Source organism: Robertmurraya phoenicis (assembly GCF_047302285.1).
Taxonomy (GTDB): domain Bacteria; phylum Bacillota; class Bacilli; order Bacillales; family Cytobacillaceae; genus Robertmurraya.
On record NZ_CP154845.1, the window covers coordinates 4,394,609 to 4,413,354 of the forward strand.

Below are 18,746 nucleotides of genomic sequence, written 5' to 3' on the forward strand. Positions count from 1 at the left end.
CTAATCCTCTGTATTGTTATTTTGTTATTCTACAGCTTGGATTCTCTCAATTAAATCTCCAAACTCCTCACTATACATCTCCCATACAGGTTCAGAAGCTTTTTGAAATGCTTCTACGTCAACTTCATTTACTTTCATACCTTCAGACTTCAAGTTTTCTAGATACTCGTTATCCTTATCATTTAGTAGTTGACGTTCAAAATCTCTAGCCTCATCTACCGCCTTTTGTACAGCCTCCTGCATTTCAGGTGATAGACTCTGCCATTTCTTTTCTGAAATTAGAACTTGTGCTGGTCCATAAAAATGTCCAGTCATTGATAAATATTCTTGTGTTTCATAAAATTTATTTGTATAAATTAAGGCCAATGGGTTTTCCTGCCCATCAACTGCTTTTTGTTGAAGAGCAGTATAAAGTTCTCCAAATGCCATAGTAGTAACATTTGCTCCCCATTCTTTAAAAGTATCTACATAAATACTGTTTTCTGGAACTCTTATTTTAATGCCTTTTAGATCCTCTGGTGTGTTAATTGGTTTTTGACTGTTGGAAATTTGTCGAAAACCATTCTCCCAATAAGACAGAAGTCTTAAATCTGATGCTGGAAGGTCCGCAGCTAATTCTTGCCCAATTTCACCATCTAGCACCTTATAAGCATGTTCACGATCTCTGAAAATGTATGGGAGATCTAGTACACCCATTTTAGGCTCAAATGATCCAATTGTACCCGGTGCAATTGCAATATCCACTGTCCCAAGTTGAAGTCCTTCTGTTAAATCACGTTCACTCCCTAATTGAGCACTATGAAATATTTCAACTTGAACCTCTTGTGGTGCATTACTTTCTAATACTTCTTTAAACTTTTCCGCAGCTAAATTATATGGATGATCAGGAGCAAGCACATGTCCAAATTTAAAAGTAATCTTATCACCGCTACCTTCTCCACTAGTTGACGTTGAACCACCACCGCACGCAGTTAGTAGCAATACAAAAATTAATAAGATTACAAAATATAATTTCTTACGAATACTTTTTTTCACCATTTTTCACCTTCCCTATTCAAAGTAATTCAATAATATGTTTTTTAGTCACTATTTTAGTAGATAGATAAGAACAAGGATCCAAGTTAAATGTTATTGAGTAGATACTTTGTTTTTATCAATGAAAATATGATGTCCACTGTAATTACCTTCCACGTTTTCTTTCAAATACTTTGCCGCGTTGAGAACTAATTCACTATCGATCCCTGTGTTATAACCCATCTTATTTAGCATATAAACAAAGTCTTCTGTGGAGGTATTTCCAGAAGCACCTGGAGCAAACGGACATCCACCTAGTCCCCCTAGAGCGGTTTGAATTTTATTAATTCCACATTCAACAGCAGTAAGTGAATTTACAATTCCCATGTTTCTAGTATCATGAATATGGATTTGAATTTCACAATCAGAATACTTAGCTAAAACATTTGTGACTACAGTTCTAATCAACGATGGATATGCTAAACCTACAGTATCACATAAGTTAAATGATCTAATCCCTATATTGTAAGCCCTTTCCAAAAACGTCATAATTGTTTCGATGGAAAACTCACCTTCATAGGGACATCCAAATGTAGTGGCAACATCTAAATTGATTTTTATCTCTGGAAATATATTTAGAATTTCTTCTAATTCATTGAAGGATTCATGATGTGTTCTTTTTACATTTTTTCGATTATGAGTTTCACTTACTGATATAACATACGTTAATTCAGTAAGGCCACATTCGACCGCTGCTTTAGCACCAAATAAATTTGGTACTAAAGCGAATAATTTGGAATGTGGATATTTCTCTAAACATTTTTTTGTCACTTTTTCTGCGTCCTTCATTTGAGGAATTGCCTTTGGAGATACAAAGGATGTAATTTGAATATTTTTCAAACCAGCATTAATTAATCGATCAATTGTCTCTAATTTAATTTCCGTAGGGATAAAGCTACTTACATTCTGAAAACCATCTCTTGGCCCTACCTCGATAATCTCAACTTTTTTTCTTTCCAAGTTCCAGCCTCCTAACTAATAAGCTTTGTTAAAAATACTAATCAAATCATTACGAGACAACGGGACAAAATTATTTTTTAATAATCTCTGTTGGCCTTCTATAACTTTGTCAACATAGTCTTCTATATCTTCACTTTTTACCCCGTATTCTCGTAATCTTTTCTTAGGAATAAGGTGATTGATTAATTCCTCTAGGGCAAGAAAAGAACCTTCAATATCAGTATCTATTTCTAAAGTCTCATTAATAATGTTTGATAGATCTTGTAATTTACCATTTGGAGAAATTTCAGCATACTTGTTAAATACACTAGTTAGAAACCTCGTGTTAGATTCACCATGAGCTACGTGATGGACACTTCCAAAATGCATTGCAAATGCATGAACTGCACCGCATGCGGTGTTAGATAGAGCGATCCCAGCAAATGTGCTAGCTCTCAAGAATTCATTCATATACTCAAATCTAGTTTCAATTCCATCTTTAACTAGTTTTTTATAATGCGATAAAATTATTTCTATAGCCGATTTACAAAAAACATCGTTATAAGGATTTCCAGTTTGAGCTACAAAAATCTCCATTGCGTGAATAAGAGCATCAACAGAACTAAACAAGAATACTTTCTCAGGGATACTATCTAAAAGTTCTTCAATTAGTACTGCTGAATCAGCAAAGTTAGCTTCAATTCTTTTTCCTATTTTGGTTTTCCTTTTACTCATATCAACAACTGATACACAGGTAACTTCACAACCTGTTCCACAAGTAGTAGGAATCAATACCAATTCTTTATCCCGCACCAATGGGATTTTTTCATCGAAAATGTCTTCAGTTGTAGTAGCATCTTGAATTGCAAGAAGTTTTGATATATCTAAAATCGATCCTCCTCCTATACCAATAATTCTTTTAATCGGCTTACCGTAAATATCTTTCAATATTTTATCTATGACAATATCACTTGGCTCCCCAAGACCGTAATCATCTTGAAAAAGAAAATTACAGTCTACCTTACCTTTCATATATTTTTCATACAGAAATTTTTCAGTAAAAATCGTATCATTTGAATTCACTTGAAAGTTCTCAACAAATTCGCCTAGTGATTCAAACTCATGTATAGATGGTTTAAGCTGGAAATTATACATAATGGTATTTCTCCTTTCTATACCAATACAACAGATTTCAATAGGTCACCAAATATTTCTTCCTCAGAAGCTGGCTTTCTATCAATTGGCCTCGCCACCCAAGTTGTATTCATATAGTGTTTTTGAGTTACATTTTCTGAAACAATGTTTCCTCCCCATGTACCACAGCCTAAAGAGAAGGTATTTGCAAGACCATTAAACCAATTACCACTATTTGCAGCACCATGTGGTTGCCTCACTATTACTTTGGTAGTTTTTGTATTTAGAGCTAACTTCAAAATATGGTCGTTGTTATTTGAATGAATACCACATGAATGTCCTAAACCTGAGTATTGGGTTATTTTATTGACTTTATCCACCGCTTCATCAAAATCACTATACTTATAGATTGTTAAGACCAATGACATTTTTTCTCCAGAAAAAGGATAATCTTTTCCAACACCTGTTTCTTTCACCATTAAAAATTTAGCTTCAGTTGGAATTTCTATTTTGGCCAGTGAAGCAATTCTATCAACTGGTTTCGCTACAATATCTCTTGAAAGATGCCCATCAATCCACATCGTTTCTTTCAATCTTTCTTTCTCTTCAGAAGATACCAAATATCCTCCTTGTTCTTGAAGGAGACTTAGCATTTCCTCATAGATACTCTCATGAATTACTAAAGAATTTTCAGCTGAACATCCAGAAGCGTTATCCCCTGTTTTTCCAATCCTGATTTTTTCAGCTGCATCATGAAGGTCAGCAGTTTCGTCTACGATTACAACCGCATTTCCTGCACCTACACCATATGCTGGCTTTCCAGAACTATACGCCGCCCTCACCATGTCACCACTTCCCGTAGCCATTGTTATATCAGCTTGTGCCATGAGTTCTTGAGAAAGAGATTTTGATGGTTTATCAATACAAATAAATAAATCTTTTGGAGCTCCATTTTTCTCCAATATTTCACGCATAATATTCGTTACTTTCATAGTAGTTTGTTTACTTATTGGATGGGGAGCAAAAATAACTGCATTCCTAGCTCTTAATCCAAGTACACCTTTAAAAATTGGTGTTGCTTCAGGATTAGTGCTTGGTACCAAAGCAGCAATTACACCTAATGGTTTAGCTATTTTTTGAATTCCCATTTCCAAGTCTTCTTCAATAACTCCAACTGTTTTTTGAGATTTTATTTGATAAAATACTGCAGGCATTTTTTGAGTCAATTTTGCTATTTTTGATTCAATATTTCCTATATCAGTTTCTTCTACACATTGAACAGCTAATTCCCTTGCTAACTCAGGTCTCGAGAGTTTATATATAATTGCCGCTGCTAATTCATCCACTTTCCTTTGAGAAAAACCTTCTGCAATTTCTTGTGCTTTTCTAGCTCTAGCGATTAATTCCTTAATTGTTTGTTGATCTGTACTCACCTATAATTCACTCCTATCAATTAATATTAATTATTTATTACGTTGATTGGATGATCTTCAAGATAGCTTTTTAAGTTATCTAAGGCGATATCCATTAGCCTTTTCCTCGATTCCTTCGGTGCCCAGGAAATATGAGGAGTAATAATACAATTCTTAGCAAAAAGTAAGGCATTATCACTATTAATAGGCTCAGAGGATACGACATCCACTGCAGCACCGCCCACTTTCCCGTTATTTAATGCCTCTGCTAAATCAGATTCTTCTATTAAAGGACCTCTCGACGTATTGATAATCATAACTCCATCTTTCATTTTCTTAATTGAACTTGCATTTATTATTCCTTTTGTATTTTCAAATAATGGACAATGTAGACTTATTACGTCAGATTCTCTAAACAATTCATCTAAATCTACATACTTTATATCATCACTAACTAAATTCACATCCCTATATTCATCAAATGCTAATACTTTCATACCGAAAGCAACTGCAATTTGAGCTACAGCTCTCCCGATTCTTCCAAAACCAACAATCCCTAGTTTCTTATCGGCTAACTCAATTAATGGGTAATTCCAAAAACACCAATCTAAGTTATTTGTCCATTCACCTTTTTTCACTGCTTCATTATGTGCTCCGACATGATGACACATTTCTAGCATTAGTGCGAATGTCATTTGCGCAACGGCATTAGTACCATATGTTGGTATATTTGTTACTACTATTCCTCTCTCTTTAGCTGTATCTATATCTACAACATTATATCCAGTTGCTAAAACACCGATATACTTCACATTAGGAACTGACTCTATTATCGACCTAGTAATTGGTGTTTTATTCGTAAAAACAATCTCAGCATCTTTAATATTCTCAATTACTTTTTGTTCTTCTTTGTAATCGTATGTAGTGCGTTCGTACACCCTCAGTTCACCCAACTGTTCAAAATCTGCCCAACTTAAGTCACCCGGAGATGTCGTATAGCCATCAAGTACCACTATTTTCATAAAGAACCGGCTCCTTACCTTCATTATTTAAACTTCTGGTATGACTACTAAGTCCACCGATATTTATAAGTCTCATTACATTTTCAGCGGCTTGCTCTAATAGAGGTGAAACACTTTCCATTGCATCAGTTAATGACATTGGTTTATTAATAATATCGAAAATTGCATTAATTCCATGTGAATAAACTTCTGATGCACCTTCACCAATACTACCAACGATTGCTACGACGGGAACATTTTTACTTAACGATTTTATTCCAACTCCTACAGGAACCTTTCCGTAAATCGTTTGGTAATCAATTCTGCCCTCACCAGTAATAACTAAATCAGCATCATTTAAATGTTCATTTAAACCAGAAACTTCTAAGACTTTGTCTATTCCAGGACTCATAATTCCATTACAGAAAGCTAGTATTCCTGCACCTAATCCTCCTGCTGCACCAGCACCCTCAACTTCTTTTACATCTTTCCCTAACTTTTCTTTTAACACCGAAGCGTAATGGCTTAAGTGATGATCTAATAACTCTATAATTTCTTTTGTTGCACCCTTTTGCGGTCCATAAATATAAGATGCTCCATTCTTTCCACATAAAGGATTAGTTACATCTGACATAATAATTATTTCTGTTTCATAAATTCTCTTATCAAGATTTGCAATGTCAATATCATGAATATGAATTAATTCACTACCGCCAAATCCAATTTCTTCTCCGAATCTGTTTTTAAAAGACACCCCTAATGCTTGAGCCATCCCAACTCCACCATCATTCGTTGCACTTCCACCTAGACCGATAAGAATTTTCCTGCAACCCAAATCTAATGCAGCTTTTATCATCTGCCCTGTACCGTAAGTGGTAGTAAGTAGTGGGTTTAATTCACTTTTTTTCAGTAGTGGTAGACCTGATGCTGATGCCATTTCAATTACTGCCACATTATCTTTAAGTACTCCGATATTAGCCGTAGTTTTAGTTCCTAATGGACCAAATACATCTACTTCTTCATATCTACCACCTGTACCTAATACCAACGCATCAACAGTACCCTCACCGCCATCCGCTACTGGTATTTTAATAATAGTGGCCTCTTTATTTACTTTTCTGATCCCTTTTTCAATCGCATCAGCAACTTCAAAGGTAGAATAACTTCCTTTAAAAGAATCAGAAGCAATAATAATCTTCATAATTACCTCCTTTCACTAAGACCGATTTAACATTTTGATTGTTAACCACCATATTTTAAAACGCTTACATAATTGAATTATAGAATTTTTCAAATAATTCATCTATGGTATAGAGCACTAAATATTAAATTATAAGCAGGAAGTAATTGTTACTTATAACAAATAGATCAATGGATAATTCATTTATTCATATTTTTATATACTAGGATAGCAAGGTATAAAACCATTTGGTCGCGGGATTTTCTTGGGTCGTAGCCCGTTAATTTTTTAAGTTTTTTTAGTTTATACTGCAAGGTATTCTTATGCAAAAATAACTCTTCTGCTGTTTTTATAATAGAGCCATCATTTTTAAAATAAGTCAATAATAAATCAATATATGAATCAACCTGTGAATCATCAATACTCTTAAATACATCATTAATATATTTTTCTTTTACTACTTGAGATAAATCATCTATAATCAGGTCAACATCAAGTTCAGAATAGTTTACAACCTTTTCTTCCTTATGAATTAAGGCTACGTTTAATGCTTTTCTTGCTTTATCATAAGAGTCTCTGACTTCATTTTTATTTATCCCATTACTACCTATACCAAAATAAACATTTACATTTAGTTTTTCTTCGATCTTTTTGGATATATTATTTAAAAGACTCTTTATATCTTTGATAGTTTCTGCTTTTAGAAAAAGCAAATAGTTAATACCGCTTTTAATCATTATGTTTTGTTTATCAAAGTCAATATATCTATTTATAAGTTTAAAAATTTCTTCCTGAAATTCATGCGAGATGATGTATTTTGGTTTATAGTTTTCATCAATTCTAGCGATTGCTATAATTCTAGGAACATCTATTTCTACATCTAACAACTCTGAGCGTATCTTTAGTGACAATTTATCATCGTCATAAATACGAAAAAGCAGATCCTCGATAAATTGTTTTTTACTCTCACTTTCTAATTTTATCTGTTCCTGAATAAATGCTTCCTTAATAAGAATTTCCGTCATACTTTTTATTATTTCTCCGAATTTTGAAACCTCTTCTTCAGTACCAGTGATTCCAATAACGCCTATCACCTTATTATCATGATGAATTGGTACATTTATACCTTTTCTAGTTCCCTCATATTCATTTTCAACTGTGATTATTAGTCTCTCATTACTTTCCAATACTTTTTGAGCGCCACCATGATAGTTCCCTATTCTAGTCTTATTAGTACTAGCAATGATTATAGAATTTTCATTAATATAATTGATGTCTTGGTTTATGATTTCTTTCATCTTGTCCACAATATTAGTTGCCAAGCGAGCAGTTACTTTCACATCCCTTTCCTCCTTAGTTAGAAATAAATATATGAATTTAAGAGACATCAACCTATTTAAATTAGTACTGTTCTCAATTTCTAGATAATATATAATTTACAAAGTTTTTTAAATATCAATTTAGCTTTTATAAATTTTATTATATTCTAAAAATTAAGTAGATGTGTATTTTTCGCAAACATTGTTTATTCCTTTCGAAAAAACCTTGTTGCTTTTGGATAGTAACAAGGGTCCGTTCTTCCTGCAGTTCCTCTTACAAAAATGATAAAGAGGAAGGGAAAAGTGTTGTCGCGAACTTAATGTATAACAGTACCCATGAATATGGGTACAAGTTAGCTTCAGGGATTTTACAAAAAACAATCTATGCGAAAACAGCGTTAAACAAAAACAAAGAGCGCTCAAAATAAGCGCCCCCCGATTTATTAATTCAATATCTTTATTTTAACCACTTTCCGTCCCCATTGAATTGCTTTAGCACCATTTGGCATTAATACATCTATTTTATGACCTATAATCGCACTGCCTGTATCACCTGCGATGGCTTCTCCATAACCTTCGACCCACACTTTGGAACCTAATGGGATAACCGAGGGATCTACCGCAATTAGCTTCATGTTTGGATTTTTCTTGATATTATGACCCATATAGGTCAATCCAGTTGCCGAAGTTTCATGACTATAGGCTGTTGCCGTTACATACATCTCTTTTTTCACACTGCTATTCGCTTTTGGTTGATTGTTATTTGACTGTGTATTGCTAGCATTTGCTGTAGTGGCTGCCTTAACTTTGGCTGCATTTTCCTGCTCTTGTTTTAATTTATTCTGAGCCTGTTTTAACTGATTCTGAATTTTTTCCTTTTCTTTTTCAGCTAAATTAATTTCATGACTAATTGAATTATACTTTGCTTGAACAGAAGCAAGCTCCTGTTGTCTTTTTTGCAGACTATTTTCCAAGTTTGCTTGATTTGTAGCTAATTCAGTATATTGTTCTTGTAATAATGTTTCTTGTTGATCAATTGCAATTTTTTCTTCTTCAATTTTCGCTAGATCGTTTTTCTGTTGTTCTAGCAAATCTTTATCTGCACTAAAAATGGTCGTAACAGCGGATACTCGTTCAAATAAATCCGTGATACTTTCAGCATTAAGAAAAACGGCTATAATGAAATTGACTTGATCGTTATGCTGCAAAGAAACCAATCGTTCCTCCATAACACCTTTTCGCACATGGACCTTATCTTGCAGGACAACGATTTCTTCCTTTTTATCTTCAATTAATTGTTTTGTTTCAGTAATTTTTTGCTCAATAGCATTAATGGTTTCATTTGTTTTAGCTATCTCATTTTCAATGGTTGCTAAATCACTTTGAACACTTTGAAGTTCAGCAGCTACTTTGTCTTGCTCTACTTTTTTATCATTAATGATGTCAGCATTTTGTTGAAGTTTATGTTGATTCGAGTTAATCGTTTCTTGACTTGTTTCTGCATTTGCCACGATACTTGTCGAAAGTAAAAAAATACTTGTCAGAGCGATGGCTCCCCTTTTTAAGGAATGCATAAGACAACCCCTTCCTATGTATCATTTATAACATAGAAATGGGCTTTTTTAAGATTACAGTTATATTAAAATAGTGAAACATTTCATTTCAAATATTAAATTTGAATGTACAAACGATGAACAACACTGAGTAACCATGTGAGACGATACGCCTTTTACACAGATGCTTTTTTCAATAAATTTACATTTTAGAACCAGTTAATAGGTTCAGGTTTAAGGTTTTGGAATATATGCTTCGTTTCCGTATATTCTTCTAGCCCTAGTTTTCCTAGTTCGCGTCCAATACCAGACTGCTTAAACCCGCCCCATGGTGCATGTGGGAAGTAAAGATTGAAATCATTTATCCAAACAGTACCCATACGCATCTTTGCTACACAACGTTCAGCTTTCACAATATCGTTCGTCCAAACACCACCTGCAAGGCCGTAGATAGAATCATTAGCAAGCTTTACTGCTTCCTCTTCAGTAAGAAATTTCTCCACTGTGATAACAGGACCAAAAGCTTCCTCTTGAACAATCGTCATGTCTGTTGTGCAGTCCGTAAAAATGGTAGGTAAGAAGAAAAAGCCATTTTGTAATTCTGGATCTTCTGGTCGTCTACCACCAACTGCTAATGTAGCACCTTCTTTAATGCCGGTTTCTACATACCTTTCCACTTTCGCAAGTTGCTCAGCTGAAATAAGCGGACCCATCTGAGTATCTTCGTTAAACCCACTACCCAGCTTAAATTTTTTCACTCGTTCAACAAGAGCATGAATAAACTCATCGTGAATACTTTCTTCTACTATTAATCTTGTCCCTGCAGAACAAATTTGTCCAGCATGAAAAAATACCCCATTTAGCGCTTGGTCAACAGCGGTTTCAAAATCTGCATCAGCAAAGATGATATTGGGATTTTTACCACCAAGTTCGAGTGCAAGCTTTTTCACATTGCTACTAGCTGCTTGCATGATTTTTTTCCCTGTAACCATTCCACCTGTAAAGGAAATAAGGTCCACATCCATATTACTGGATAACTCTGCACCAACTGTATGACCAGAACCGAGTACTAAGTTAGCAACTCCAGTAGGTACCCCTGCCTCATCCATTAGTTCAAATACTTTAATCGTCGTAAGTGGTGTGATTTCACTTGGTTTCATAATGAGAGTATTACCTGTTACCAAAGCCGGTGCCAATTTCCAAGATGCTTGCAGCAACGGATAATTCCAAGGTGTAATTTGGCCGCATACACCAACTGGTTCACGAACTACTCTGCTTATAGAATTTGGCACTGGTGAATGTATCCATTCCCCACCATCTTTATCCGCAAGCTCTGCAAAATAGCGAAACACTCCCGCGATATCATCCATGTCTCCACAGCTTTCCTCCACTGTTTTACCAGTATCTAGGGATTCCAATCTTGCTAATTCTTCTTTATCTCGTTCTATTAATTCAGCTATTTTTCTCACGATAGCCCCACGCTCCGTTACTGGAGTGGAAGACCATTCACCTTTATCAAAAGCTGCTCTTGCTGCAGCGATTGCAGCTTTTGCATCTGATTCATCACCTTCTGGAACAATAGCAATGACTTCTTGATTAAATGGATTAATAATCGCGCGTGTATTACCTGAAATAGCTCCTACCCATTTTCCATTAATGTATTGTTTTAGACTCAAAACGACCAACTCCAATTTAATATTAAATTAAGTTTATTAAAAATTTATTTAACGTTTTTTGAAAATCGTAACATGTCTTTTTAGGGCTGTCAAAGATTTTCAAAAAAGAAGAAAAATGAACTAGAATGGTTTAATTCACAAAGTTCGCATGCGCTTACAATGTATGAAAGTTACCTTTTCCATTTGACATTTAACCTGAACACGGTATCATAAAGTTTATAATAAGATTTAAAAAATATTTAACAATCTTTACTTTATATTGAAGGAGCAACACTTATGAGCGAATCTGCTGAAAAATCTAGAATTAAATTAGAAGAAGCCAAAGACAAAGTTATTGGTGCCATTGCAGAGACAATGGACTTATATGGTGTGACGCCAGCTGCTGCAAATTTATATGCGACGATGTATTTTAAAGAGCAGATGACTCTTGATGAAATGCGTACTGAGCTCGGAATGAGTAAACCAAGTATGAGTACGAGTGTACGAAAACTCCAAGAAATAGAAATGGTAAAAAAAACATTTACACGCGGTTCTAGAAAACATACCTATGTAGCTGAGAAGAATTTCTTCCGTTCTTTTATAGCTTTCTATTGTCAAATGTGGGAACGAGAAGTAAAAATGAATCTGGAGGCCGTTGAAGAAGCACAAGAGGATTTTATAAATGTCATTAAAGATTCCTCTAGCACACCAGAAATTGTTGCAGAGGCGAAAAAATACTATGATCAATTAGAAGAATCGAAAACATATTATCACTGGTTAGAAAACTTAGTTAAAAGTATAAAAAGTGGAGAAATATTTGAGTATTTACCTAAAGAGCAACAAGATTAATTTAAAGAGAAGTGTTCAGGTAGTCTATAGAGATGTGGCTATAGACTACCAAAGTAAGAATGCCATACTTATCTCTTCTAAAAAAAGAGAGCGACTTGTTTTAACCTTTTTATTAAATAAATTCTTAACATATTTAATGTTTTGAATTGATTTATATAAAAACGAAGGGGAGTTTTTTTACATGAACAAATGGAACAAAGAACTTAGTTTTATGTTAGTGCTACTCATGATCGCTCTATTGACAGCATGTGGAAGCACTAGTGGGGAGACAAGCACTGAGCAAACAGGGGCAGAATCAGGAGTAAATGAGGAAGTATTAACAATTGGTCAAATTAACTGGGCCGAGAATATTGCCGTAACAAATATGTGGAAAGCAATATTAGAAGATAAGGGGTATAACGTGGAGTTTAGCATATTGAGCATGGGCGCAATGATGCAAGCTCTAGAAACAGGCGATCTAGATGTTAGTTTAGAGATATGGTTACCCGTACAGGATGCCAATTATTTTGAGACATATAAGGATACTGTCAACTTCTCAGAATCTACTTGGTTTGATAATGCAAAAGTAGGACTTGTTGTTCCAACCTACTTAGAAGAAGTTAATAGTGTAGAAGACTTAAACGAACATAAAGAACTATTTAATGGAGAAATTGTCGGATTTGACCCTGGAGCAGGTACAATGGATGTGACAGAACAACTAATTCAAGACTATAATCTTGATTTTGAACTAACACCAAGCTCCGAACCTGCGATGTTATCTGAAATCCAAAGATCAGTAGAAAACGAAAAACCTATCGTGGCACCACTTTGGAGCCCTCACTCCGTATTCTCCAAATATGATTTAAAATTTCTAGAGGACCCACAAAATACATTTGGTGGTATAGAAAAAATCCACCATGGTACGAGACATGGATTTGAAGAGGATTACCCTAAAGTCAATGATTGGTTTAAAAATTGGAAGATGGATGATCAACAAATCGGTCAGCTAATCGACTATGTTGAAAGTGCTTCAGACCCTCTTGAGGGAGCTAAAAAATGGGTTGATGAAAATCAAACATTGGTTAATGAGTGGGTAAAATAAAGATATAAATAAAAGTAATCATGAAGCCGGACTCCTTTTTTGCAAGGACCAGCTTCTTTTTATTCTTCCAAAATCTTCACATAAAAAAGAGAAGCACTCTTTCATAAAATGTACGTTTTGACAGGCAAATACATTTTGAAAGAGACCTTCTCATGTAAGCAATATTTCTTAGTGTTTTAATGTCCCTGCATCGGCTGGATGGACACCATGACGGTAGAAGTCTGCATGAATAGGATCGAGCGGTTTACGTCCAAGGATTATGTCTGATGCTTTTTCCGCTAACATCAACACCGGTGCATGGATATTGCCATTCGTGACATAAGGCATAGCAGATGCATCGACCACTCGTACATTATCAAGCCCATGTACCTTCATCGTTAGTGGATCAACGACGGCCATTGGATCTGATTTTGGCCCCATCTTTGCCGTGCAGCTTGGATGAAGAGCAGTCTCTGCATCTTTCGCTACCCAATCCAAAATCTCCTTGTCTGTACGAACCGCTGGACCAGGTGAAATTTCTCCTGAATTATAAGGTGCCATAGCTGACTGTGATAGGATCTCACGCGAAACTCTTACTGCTTCAATCCACTCCCGACGGTCCTGTTCAGTAGAAAGATAATTGAAAACCATACTCGGATGATGAGTCGGATCAGTCGAACGGATCTTCAATTTCCCCCGGGCATCGGAATACATGGGTCCTACATGTACTTGGAATCCATGAGCAGTTTCCGCTTTTTTTCCGTCGTAACGAACCGCTACAGGAAGGAAATGGAACATCAAATTTGGATAAGCAACCTCCTCATTCGAACGGACGAACCCTCCCCCTTCAAAATGGTTGGTCGCTGCTGGACCTGTTCGTCCTAGTAGCCACTGCAAACCGATCCAAGGCATCCGTGCTTTATTTAAGTTAGGCTGTTCGGAAACCGGTAGCGGACAAGCATGTTGAATGTATACTTCGAGATGATCCTGGAGATTTTCTCCTACCCCCGGAAGGTCAACAACTGGTTTGATGCCAAGTGAGCGTAAGTGTTCAGCATCCCCCACACCTGATAGCTGAAGTAATTGTGGTGTATTGATTGCTCCGCCAGCAAGTATGATTTCACCTGCAATAACTTGATGTGTCTTTCCATTTCGACGATATGTCAAACCGTTAGCTCGAGTACCATTGAAATCAATACTTGTAACAAAAGCTCGGGTTTTCACAGTAAGGTTTTGACGCCCCATAGCTGGATGCAGATAGGCACGCGAAGGCCCAAATCGTTGGCCTTTGTACACATGCTTATCAAATGGACCGAATCCTTCTTGACGAAATCCATTCACATCAGGGGTTCGTGCGTAGCCTGCTTCTTCAGCTGCGTCAAAGAAGGCTTGGAAAAGAGGATTAGTTGCTGGCCCTCGTTCTAGTTTAAGAGGACCATCGTGGCCACGGAAATCATCTTCTCGGTCGGCTGCTAAAGCACTTTCCATGCGTTTGAAATATGGGAGACAATGTGCAAAATCCCACGTTTCCATCCCTTGATCTGCTCCCCATCGTTCATAGTCCATTGGATTTCCACGTTGGAAAATCATTCCGTTAATGGAGCCTGAACCTCCAAGCACCTTTCCCCTAGCATGCTTAACACGTCGTCCATTCATATAAGGTTCAGGATCTGATTCGTATCTCCAATCATATAGGGCTTTCCCTGCGGGGAACGGCAAAGCAGCTGGCATTTGGATCAACAAATCCCATAAAAAATCCTTTCGTCCTGCCTCTAAAACGAGTACAGTCCGTGTCCCATCTGCGCTTAGACGGTCCCCTAGTACAGAACCTGCACTACCGCCACCTACGATCACAATATCATATGTTTCTTTCATTTTTCGTACCTCCTTAGATGCTGAAAATAGAATGCAGGAATCAAAGCAATATAAAAGCTATGAATAATCTACATCTAATATTAAATTTGTTAAATTTTTATTTAATATATTTAATATTATTAATATACCATTGGGGTTGTTTTTTGTAAACCGAGGAAGAGCTGGTTAGCCGCGCACAGAAAAGGGTGGCAAACATGAAGTATAAAAAAGAGGCCTCCCAAAAGTTTAATCAACCTTTGAGAAACCTCTTTTATTACAAGAATAAACCGTCCTAAGATGGAAGTCCGTTGTGTATGAATAATAGTTCTTCTTAATTTAACCTACTCACAGAATCCCGATAAACAATTTGATACGGAATAATAATTCGTTTGGCAGGTTCATTTTTGTTTTCTGTTTTCTCAATCAATGCTTTAGCAGATTGTGCACCAAGCTCATAGATTTGTATATCAACAGTTGTCAGTGCAGGTCGAGTAATTTCAGAAAGATAAACATTGTTAAAGCTTACTAATGAAATATCTTGTGGAACGCGAACCCCATAGTTCTCTAGCATGCTTAAAATTCCTAGACTAATAAGGTCATCACTGACGACTAACCCGGTTGGAGGGGTATCTAATGACATGAGATCCTCTACAGCTTCTTTCCCACCTGACTCAAGGAATTCGGTATGAATTTTATACGACTCACACTCTTTAATTCCTGCCTCGTTTAAAGCAGCCACATAACCACTTTCACGATCCCGCGTTACAAATAATTCCCTTGATCCACCAATAAAAGCAATTTTTTCATGACCCATATCGATTAAATGCTTCGTTATTTCTTTCCCTGCTCTAATGTTATCATTATCCACGTGGGTAATTTCCGTGTCATAATCATAGGGCTTCCCCACAATGACAAATGGAAAACCTTGTTCTCTCAAAAAGTTCGTCACTTTGTCATTAATTCGGGAGTAAAGAAGAATGACTCCATCTACATAACTTCCATAGACCATTCGTTGCACTTCACTTAAAATCTCTTTTTCAGTGCCCCCTGTAGATAGATACATGGAATATTTAGCTTCATGAAGGATCGAACCGATTCCTCGTAATATTTCTGGAAAGAATGGATTTTGTAAAGCAATGTTTGTCGATGACGGCATAATGACACCGATCGCTTTAGTTGACTTGGCAACAAGATTGCGTGCGTTAATATTTGGATGATAGCCTAAATCTTTCATTGCTTTCCGTACTTTTTTCTTCGTATCTTCACTGATTCTTGGATTGTCCGCAATAACACGAGAAACTGTAGAGGGGGAAACCCCACTGATTTTCGCTACATCTTTTATCGTTACCATTTTCCCACCTCTACCTCTTTTCCATGATTATAGAGCTATTATACTACTATTACTCCCATTAACGAAGACAGTTTTTTCTGCACCCATTAATTCAATCTTCATTTCTTTATAGGGAGGTTGATACACTTAAGTACATTAATCTACTATAACTAATAACTTGTTAAAGGGGATTTTATTTTGTTAAAAGAAGCTATATTTCATCGTCCAAAGAACAACTATGCATACGCGTATAATGAAAAGGTATTACACATCCGCTTACAAACGAAAAAAAATGATGTCACAAAAGTTCAACTTATCCACGGTGACCCTCATGAATGGGGAGAAAAAGGTTGGGTGTATCAACACAGGGATATGCACATCCAATTTTCAGATAGACTTTTCGATTACTGGATTGTCGAGATTGTACCGGAATATCGTAGACTTCGATATGGATTTCAACTATTTAGCGAAAAGGAAAAAAGCATCATCTATACTGAAAGAGGTTTCCTAGATCATATTCCAGCTGAAGATATCTCTTATTTCTTTTGCTTTCCATTTCTAAATAAAATTGATGTGTTCCATGCACCTGAATGGGTTTCGAATACTGTTTGGTATCAAATATTCCCTGAACGATTCGCAAATGGTGATCGATCTATAAACCCAAAAGATACGCTTCCTTGGGGGAGCGCAAAGCCTGGCCCAAACAATTTCTTTGGTGGTGATTTCCAAGGCGTAATCAATCACTTAGATCACCTTGTTGAACTCGGCATAAACGGAATCTACTTTACCCCCATCTTTAAGGCTGGATCGAATCATAAATACGATACAATCGATTACATGGAAATTGACCCACAGTTCGGGGATAAAGAAACATTCCGCCAATTAGTGCAAGAATGTCACAAACGCGGCATCCGTATCATGCTAGATGCGGTCTTTAATCATAGTGGTTTTTATTTTCCACCATTCCAGGATGTATTAAAGAATCAAGAGAAATCTAAGTATAAAGATTGGTTTCACCTATGGGAATTCCCTGTTGTGACTGAACCAAAGCCAAACTACGATACATTTGCCTTTGTTTCTTCCATGCCCAAGTTAAATACAGAAAACCATGAAGTAAGGGAATATTTACTTGACGTTGCCCGTTATTGGGTAGAGGAATTTGATATTGATGGTTGGCGATTGGATGTAGCAAATGAGGTTGACCATGCTTTTTGGAGAGATTTCCGCAAAACGGTTAAAGCTGTAAAACCTGAAGCATATATTTTAGGTGAAATTTGGCATGATTCGATGCCATGGCTACAAGGGGATCAGTTTGACGCAGTCATGAATTATCCTTTTACGAATAGTGCTATCGATTTTTTTGCAAAGGAAATAATGAGCATCCAAGACTTCGAAGATTCAATTGTTAGAGTACAGCAAATGTACCCTAAAAACGTGAATGAAGTCGCGTTTAATCTATTAGATAGCCATGATACACCTCGTATTCTTACTTTAGCGAATGGGAATCGCAAACGAGTTAAGTTGCTCTACCTTTTCCAATTTAGCTTTTTCGGATCTCCATGTATTTATTACGGGGATGAAATAGGCATGGCCGGCGGACAAGACCCTGGGTGTCGTGCTTGTATGGAATGGAATGAAAGCAAGCAGGACCGAGAGTTATTTGCTTTCCTTAAGAATCTAATAGCATGGCGTAAGAATGAGCCGCTAGTTGGAAATGGTGGTAATTTCCGAATTATTCATGCAGATGCGGAACAAAATTATCTCATTTATGAAAAAGCGAATGCTCAAAAGAGATTATTGTTCATGCTAAACAATAGCCATGATCAAGTAGAGGTGACAAAAGATTTAAGTACAAAACCATTGCATGAATTCATAATGGCAGATGGTTCCTTTAAAAAGAGGCCGATCCATTTAGACACTCCTATCCAATTGAGTGGATTAGACTTTCGTATCTTTGAAGAATTACTCGATTAACTCTTTAAAAAAAGAGGCTGGGTCAAAAAGTCGGTGTTAACGACTTTTTGATTCTAGTTTGGAGTGTATAAATTCCCTCGACTTGTGGATAAAATGTTCGTATAAACAGTTGGAGTATCGGTATGAAAAATAACAGGAAAAATTCCGACTAATGAGCAACCATCATGAAAAAGAGCCGAAATAACAGGAAAAATTCCTGCTATTCACTCAAAAAATGCCAAAATAAACGATTTTGCCCTCCATAAGCGGAAAATCTTCCGTTATTTTCCCGAAAAGGGACTCCAATGAGGAGATAACAGGAAAAATTCCGCTTAATGGTGAGAGGTGGTTGGAGTAAAATAGGGTCTTATATTAGAAATTTAGACAAACCAGAAATCGATTGGATTCTTGAAGGCTAATTTGAGTTTCACTC

General features: G+C 36.2%; 14 protein-coding genes. 3 read left to right on the forward strand and 11 right to left on the reverse strand.

The features are described 5' to 3' along the window. Positions 1–24 precede the first annotated feature (24 nt). From AA0X71_RS21905 to betB, 9 genes are all read right to left on the reverse strand, one after another. Positions 25–1,038, reverse strand: coding sequence for a DctP family TRAP transporter solute-binding subunit (locus AA0X71_RS21905; protein WP_413357395.1), 1,014 nt, complete (start codon positions 1,036–1,038; stop codon positions 25–27). 90 nt (positions 1,039–1,128) lie between these two features. Further along, positions 1,129–2,034 carry a hydroxymethylglutaryl-CoA lyase gene (locus AA0X71_RS21910; RefSeq protein ID WP_413357396.1) on the reverse strand — a complete coding sequence of 302 codons (906 nt, stop codon included), beginning with the start codon at positions 2,032–2,034 and terminating at the stop codon, positions 1,129–1,131. 15 nt (positions 2,035–2,049) lie between these two features. Next, complete coding sequence (locus tag AA0X71_RS21915) at positions 2,050–3,168, reverse strand: iron-containing alcohol dehydrogenase (RefSeq protein WP_413357397.1); 1,119 nt, start codon at positions 3,166–3,168, stop codon at positions 2,050–2,052. A 17-nt stretch (positions 3,169–3,185) separates the two neighbouring features. Next, a complete protein-coding gene (locus tag AA0X71_RS21920) occupies positions 3,186–4,580 on the reverse strand; it encodes an aldehyde dehydrogenase family protein (RefSeq protein ID WP_413357399.1) in 1,395 nt (464 codons plus the stop codon). Between the two features lie 26 nt (positions 4,581–4,606). Further along, positions 4,607–5,605: a D-2-hydroxyacid dehydrogenase gene (locus AA0X71_RS21925; protein ID WP_413357401.1), complete on the reverse strand. Its 999-nt coding sequence runs from the start codon at positions 5,603–5,605 to the stop codon at positions 4,607–4,609. Next, on the reverse strand, positions 5,562–6,761 hold the full coding sequence (locus tag AA0X71_RS21930) for a glycerate kinase (protein WP_413357402.1): 1,200 nt from the start codon (positions 6,759–6,761) through the stop codon (positions 5,562–5,564). The genes AA0X71_RS21925 and AA0X71_RS21930 overlap by 44 nt, the downstream gene beginning before the upstream one ends. Before the next feature lie 179 nt (positions 6,762–6,940). Beyond that, a complete protein-coding gene (locus AA0X71_RS21935) occupies positions 6,941–8,080 on the reverse strand; it encodes a CdaR family transcriptional regulator (protein WP_413357403.1) in 1,140 nt (379 codons plus the stop codon). Positions 8,081–8,502: 422 nt separating this feature from the next. Next, entirely contained in the window at positions 8,503–9,633 is a 1,131-nt protein-coding gene (locus AA0X71_RS21940) for a 3D domain-containing protein (protein WP_413357404.1), read from the reverse strand. Positions 9,634–9,821: 188 nt separating this feature from the next. Beyond that, positions 9,822–11,288: a betaine-aldehyde dehydrogenase gene (betB, locus tag AA0X71_RS21945; RefSeq protein WP_413357406.1), complete on the reverse strand. Its 1,467-nt coding sequence runs from the start codon at positions 11,286–11,288 to the stop codon at positions 9,822–9,824. Between the two features lie 276 nt (positions 11,289–11,564). Between betB and cudC the strand changes: the two genes are divergently transcribed. Together cudC and AA0X71_RS21955 are read left to right on the forward strand one after the other, a co-directional pair. Next, a complete protein-coding gene (gene cudC / locus AA0X71_RS21950) occupies positions 11,565–12,116 on the forward strand; it encodes a choline uptake/conversion transcriptional regulator CudC (protein ID WP_413357407.1) in 552 nt (183 codons plus the stop codon). 181 nt (positions 12,117–12,297) lie between these two features. Next, a complete protein-coding gene (locus AA0X71_RS21955) occupies positions 12,298–13,197 on the forward strand; it encodes a glycine betaine ABC transporter substrate-binding protein (protein ID WP_413357408.1) in 900 nt (299 codons plus the stop codon). A gap of 168 nt (positions 13,198–13,365) precedes the next feature. On the opposite strand, the gene betA is transcribed toward AA0X71_RS21955, so the two are convergent. Together betA and AA0X71_RS21965 are read right to left on the reverse strand one after the other, a co-directional pair. Then, positions 13,366–15,051, reverse strand: a complete 1,686-nt coding sequence (gene betA, locus AA0X71_RS21960; protein ID WP_413357410.1) for a choline dehydrogenase — start codon at positions 15,049–15,051, stop codon at positions 13,366–13,368. 310 nt (positions 15,052–15,361) lie between these two features. Next, entirely contained in the window at positions 15,362–16,381 is a 1,020-nt protein-coding gene (locus AA0X71_RS21965) for a LacI family DNA-binding transcriptional regulator (protein WP_413357411.1), read from the reverse strand. A 177-nt stretch (positions 16,382–16,558) separates the two neighbouring features. Here AA0X71_RS21965 and AA0X71_RS21970 point away from each other — a divergent pair, with 177 nt between their 5' ends. Continuing rightward, positions 16,559–18,334 carry a glycoside hydrolase family 13 protein gene (locus AA0X71_RS21970; RefSeq protein WP_413357413.1) on the forward strand — a complete coding sequence of 592 codons (1,776 nt, stop codon included), beginning with the start codon at positions 16,559–16,561 and terminating at the stop codon, positions 18,332–18,334. The last annotated feature ends 412 nt before the right edge of the window (positions 18,335–18,746 follow it).

Bases quoted from the DNA above. Each gene is read 5' to 3' on its own strand.
- AA0X71_RS21905 (WP_413357395.1), bottom strand. From the start codon at position 1,038: ATGGTGAAAAAAAGTATTCGTAAGAAATTATATTTTGTAATCTTATTA.
- AA0X71_RS21915 (WP_413357397.1), bottom strand. From the start codon at position 3,168: ATGTATAATTTCCAGCTTAAACCATCTATACATGAGTTTGAATCACTA.
- AA0X71_RS21925 (WP_413357401.1), bottom strand. From the start codon at position 5,605: ATGAAGGTAAGGAGCCGGTTCTTTATGAAAATAGTGGTACTTGATGGC.
- AA0X71_RS21930 (WP_413357402.1), bottom strand. From the start codon at position 6,761: ATGAAGATTATTATTGCTTCTGATTCTTTTAAAGGAAGTTATTCTACC.
- AA0X71_RS21940 (WP_413357404.1), bottom strand. From the start codon at position 9,633: ATGCATTCCTTAAAAAGGGGAGCCATCGCTCTGACAAGTATTTTTTTA.
- cudC (WP_413357407.1), top strand. From the start codon at position 11,565: ATGAGCGAATCTGCTGAAAAATCTAGAATTAAATTAGAAGAAGCCAAA.
- AA0X71_RS21955 (WP_413357408.1), top strand. From the start codon at position 12,298: ATGAACAAATGGAACAAAGAACTTAGTTTTATGTTAGTGCTACTCATG.
- betA (WP_413357410.1), bottom strand. From the start codon at position 15,051: ATGAAAGAAACATATGATATTGTGATCGTAGGTGGCGGTAGTGCAGGT.
- AA0X71_RS21965 (WP_413357411.1), bottom strand. From the start codon at position 16,381: ATGGTAACGATAAAAGATGTAGCGAAAATCAGTGGGGTTTCCCCCTCT.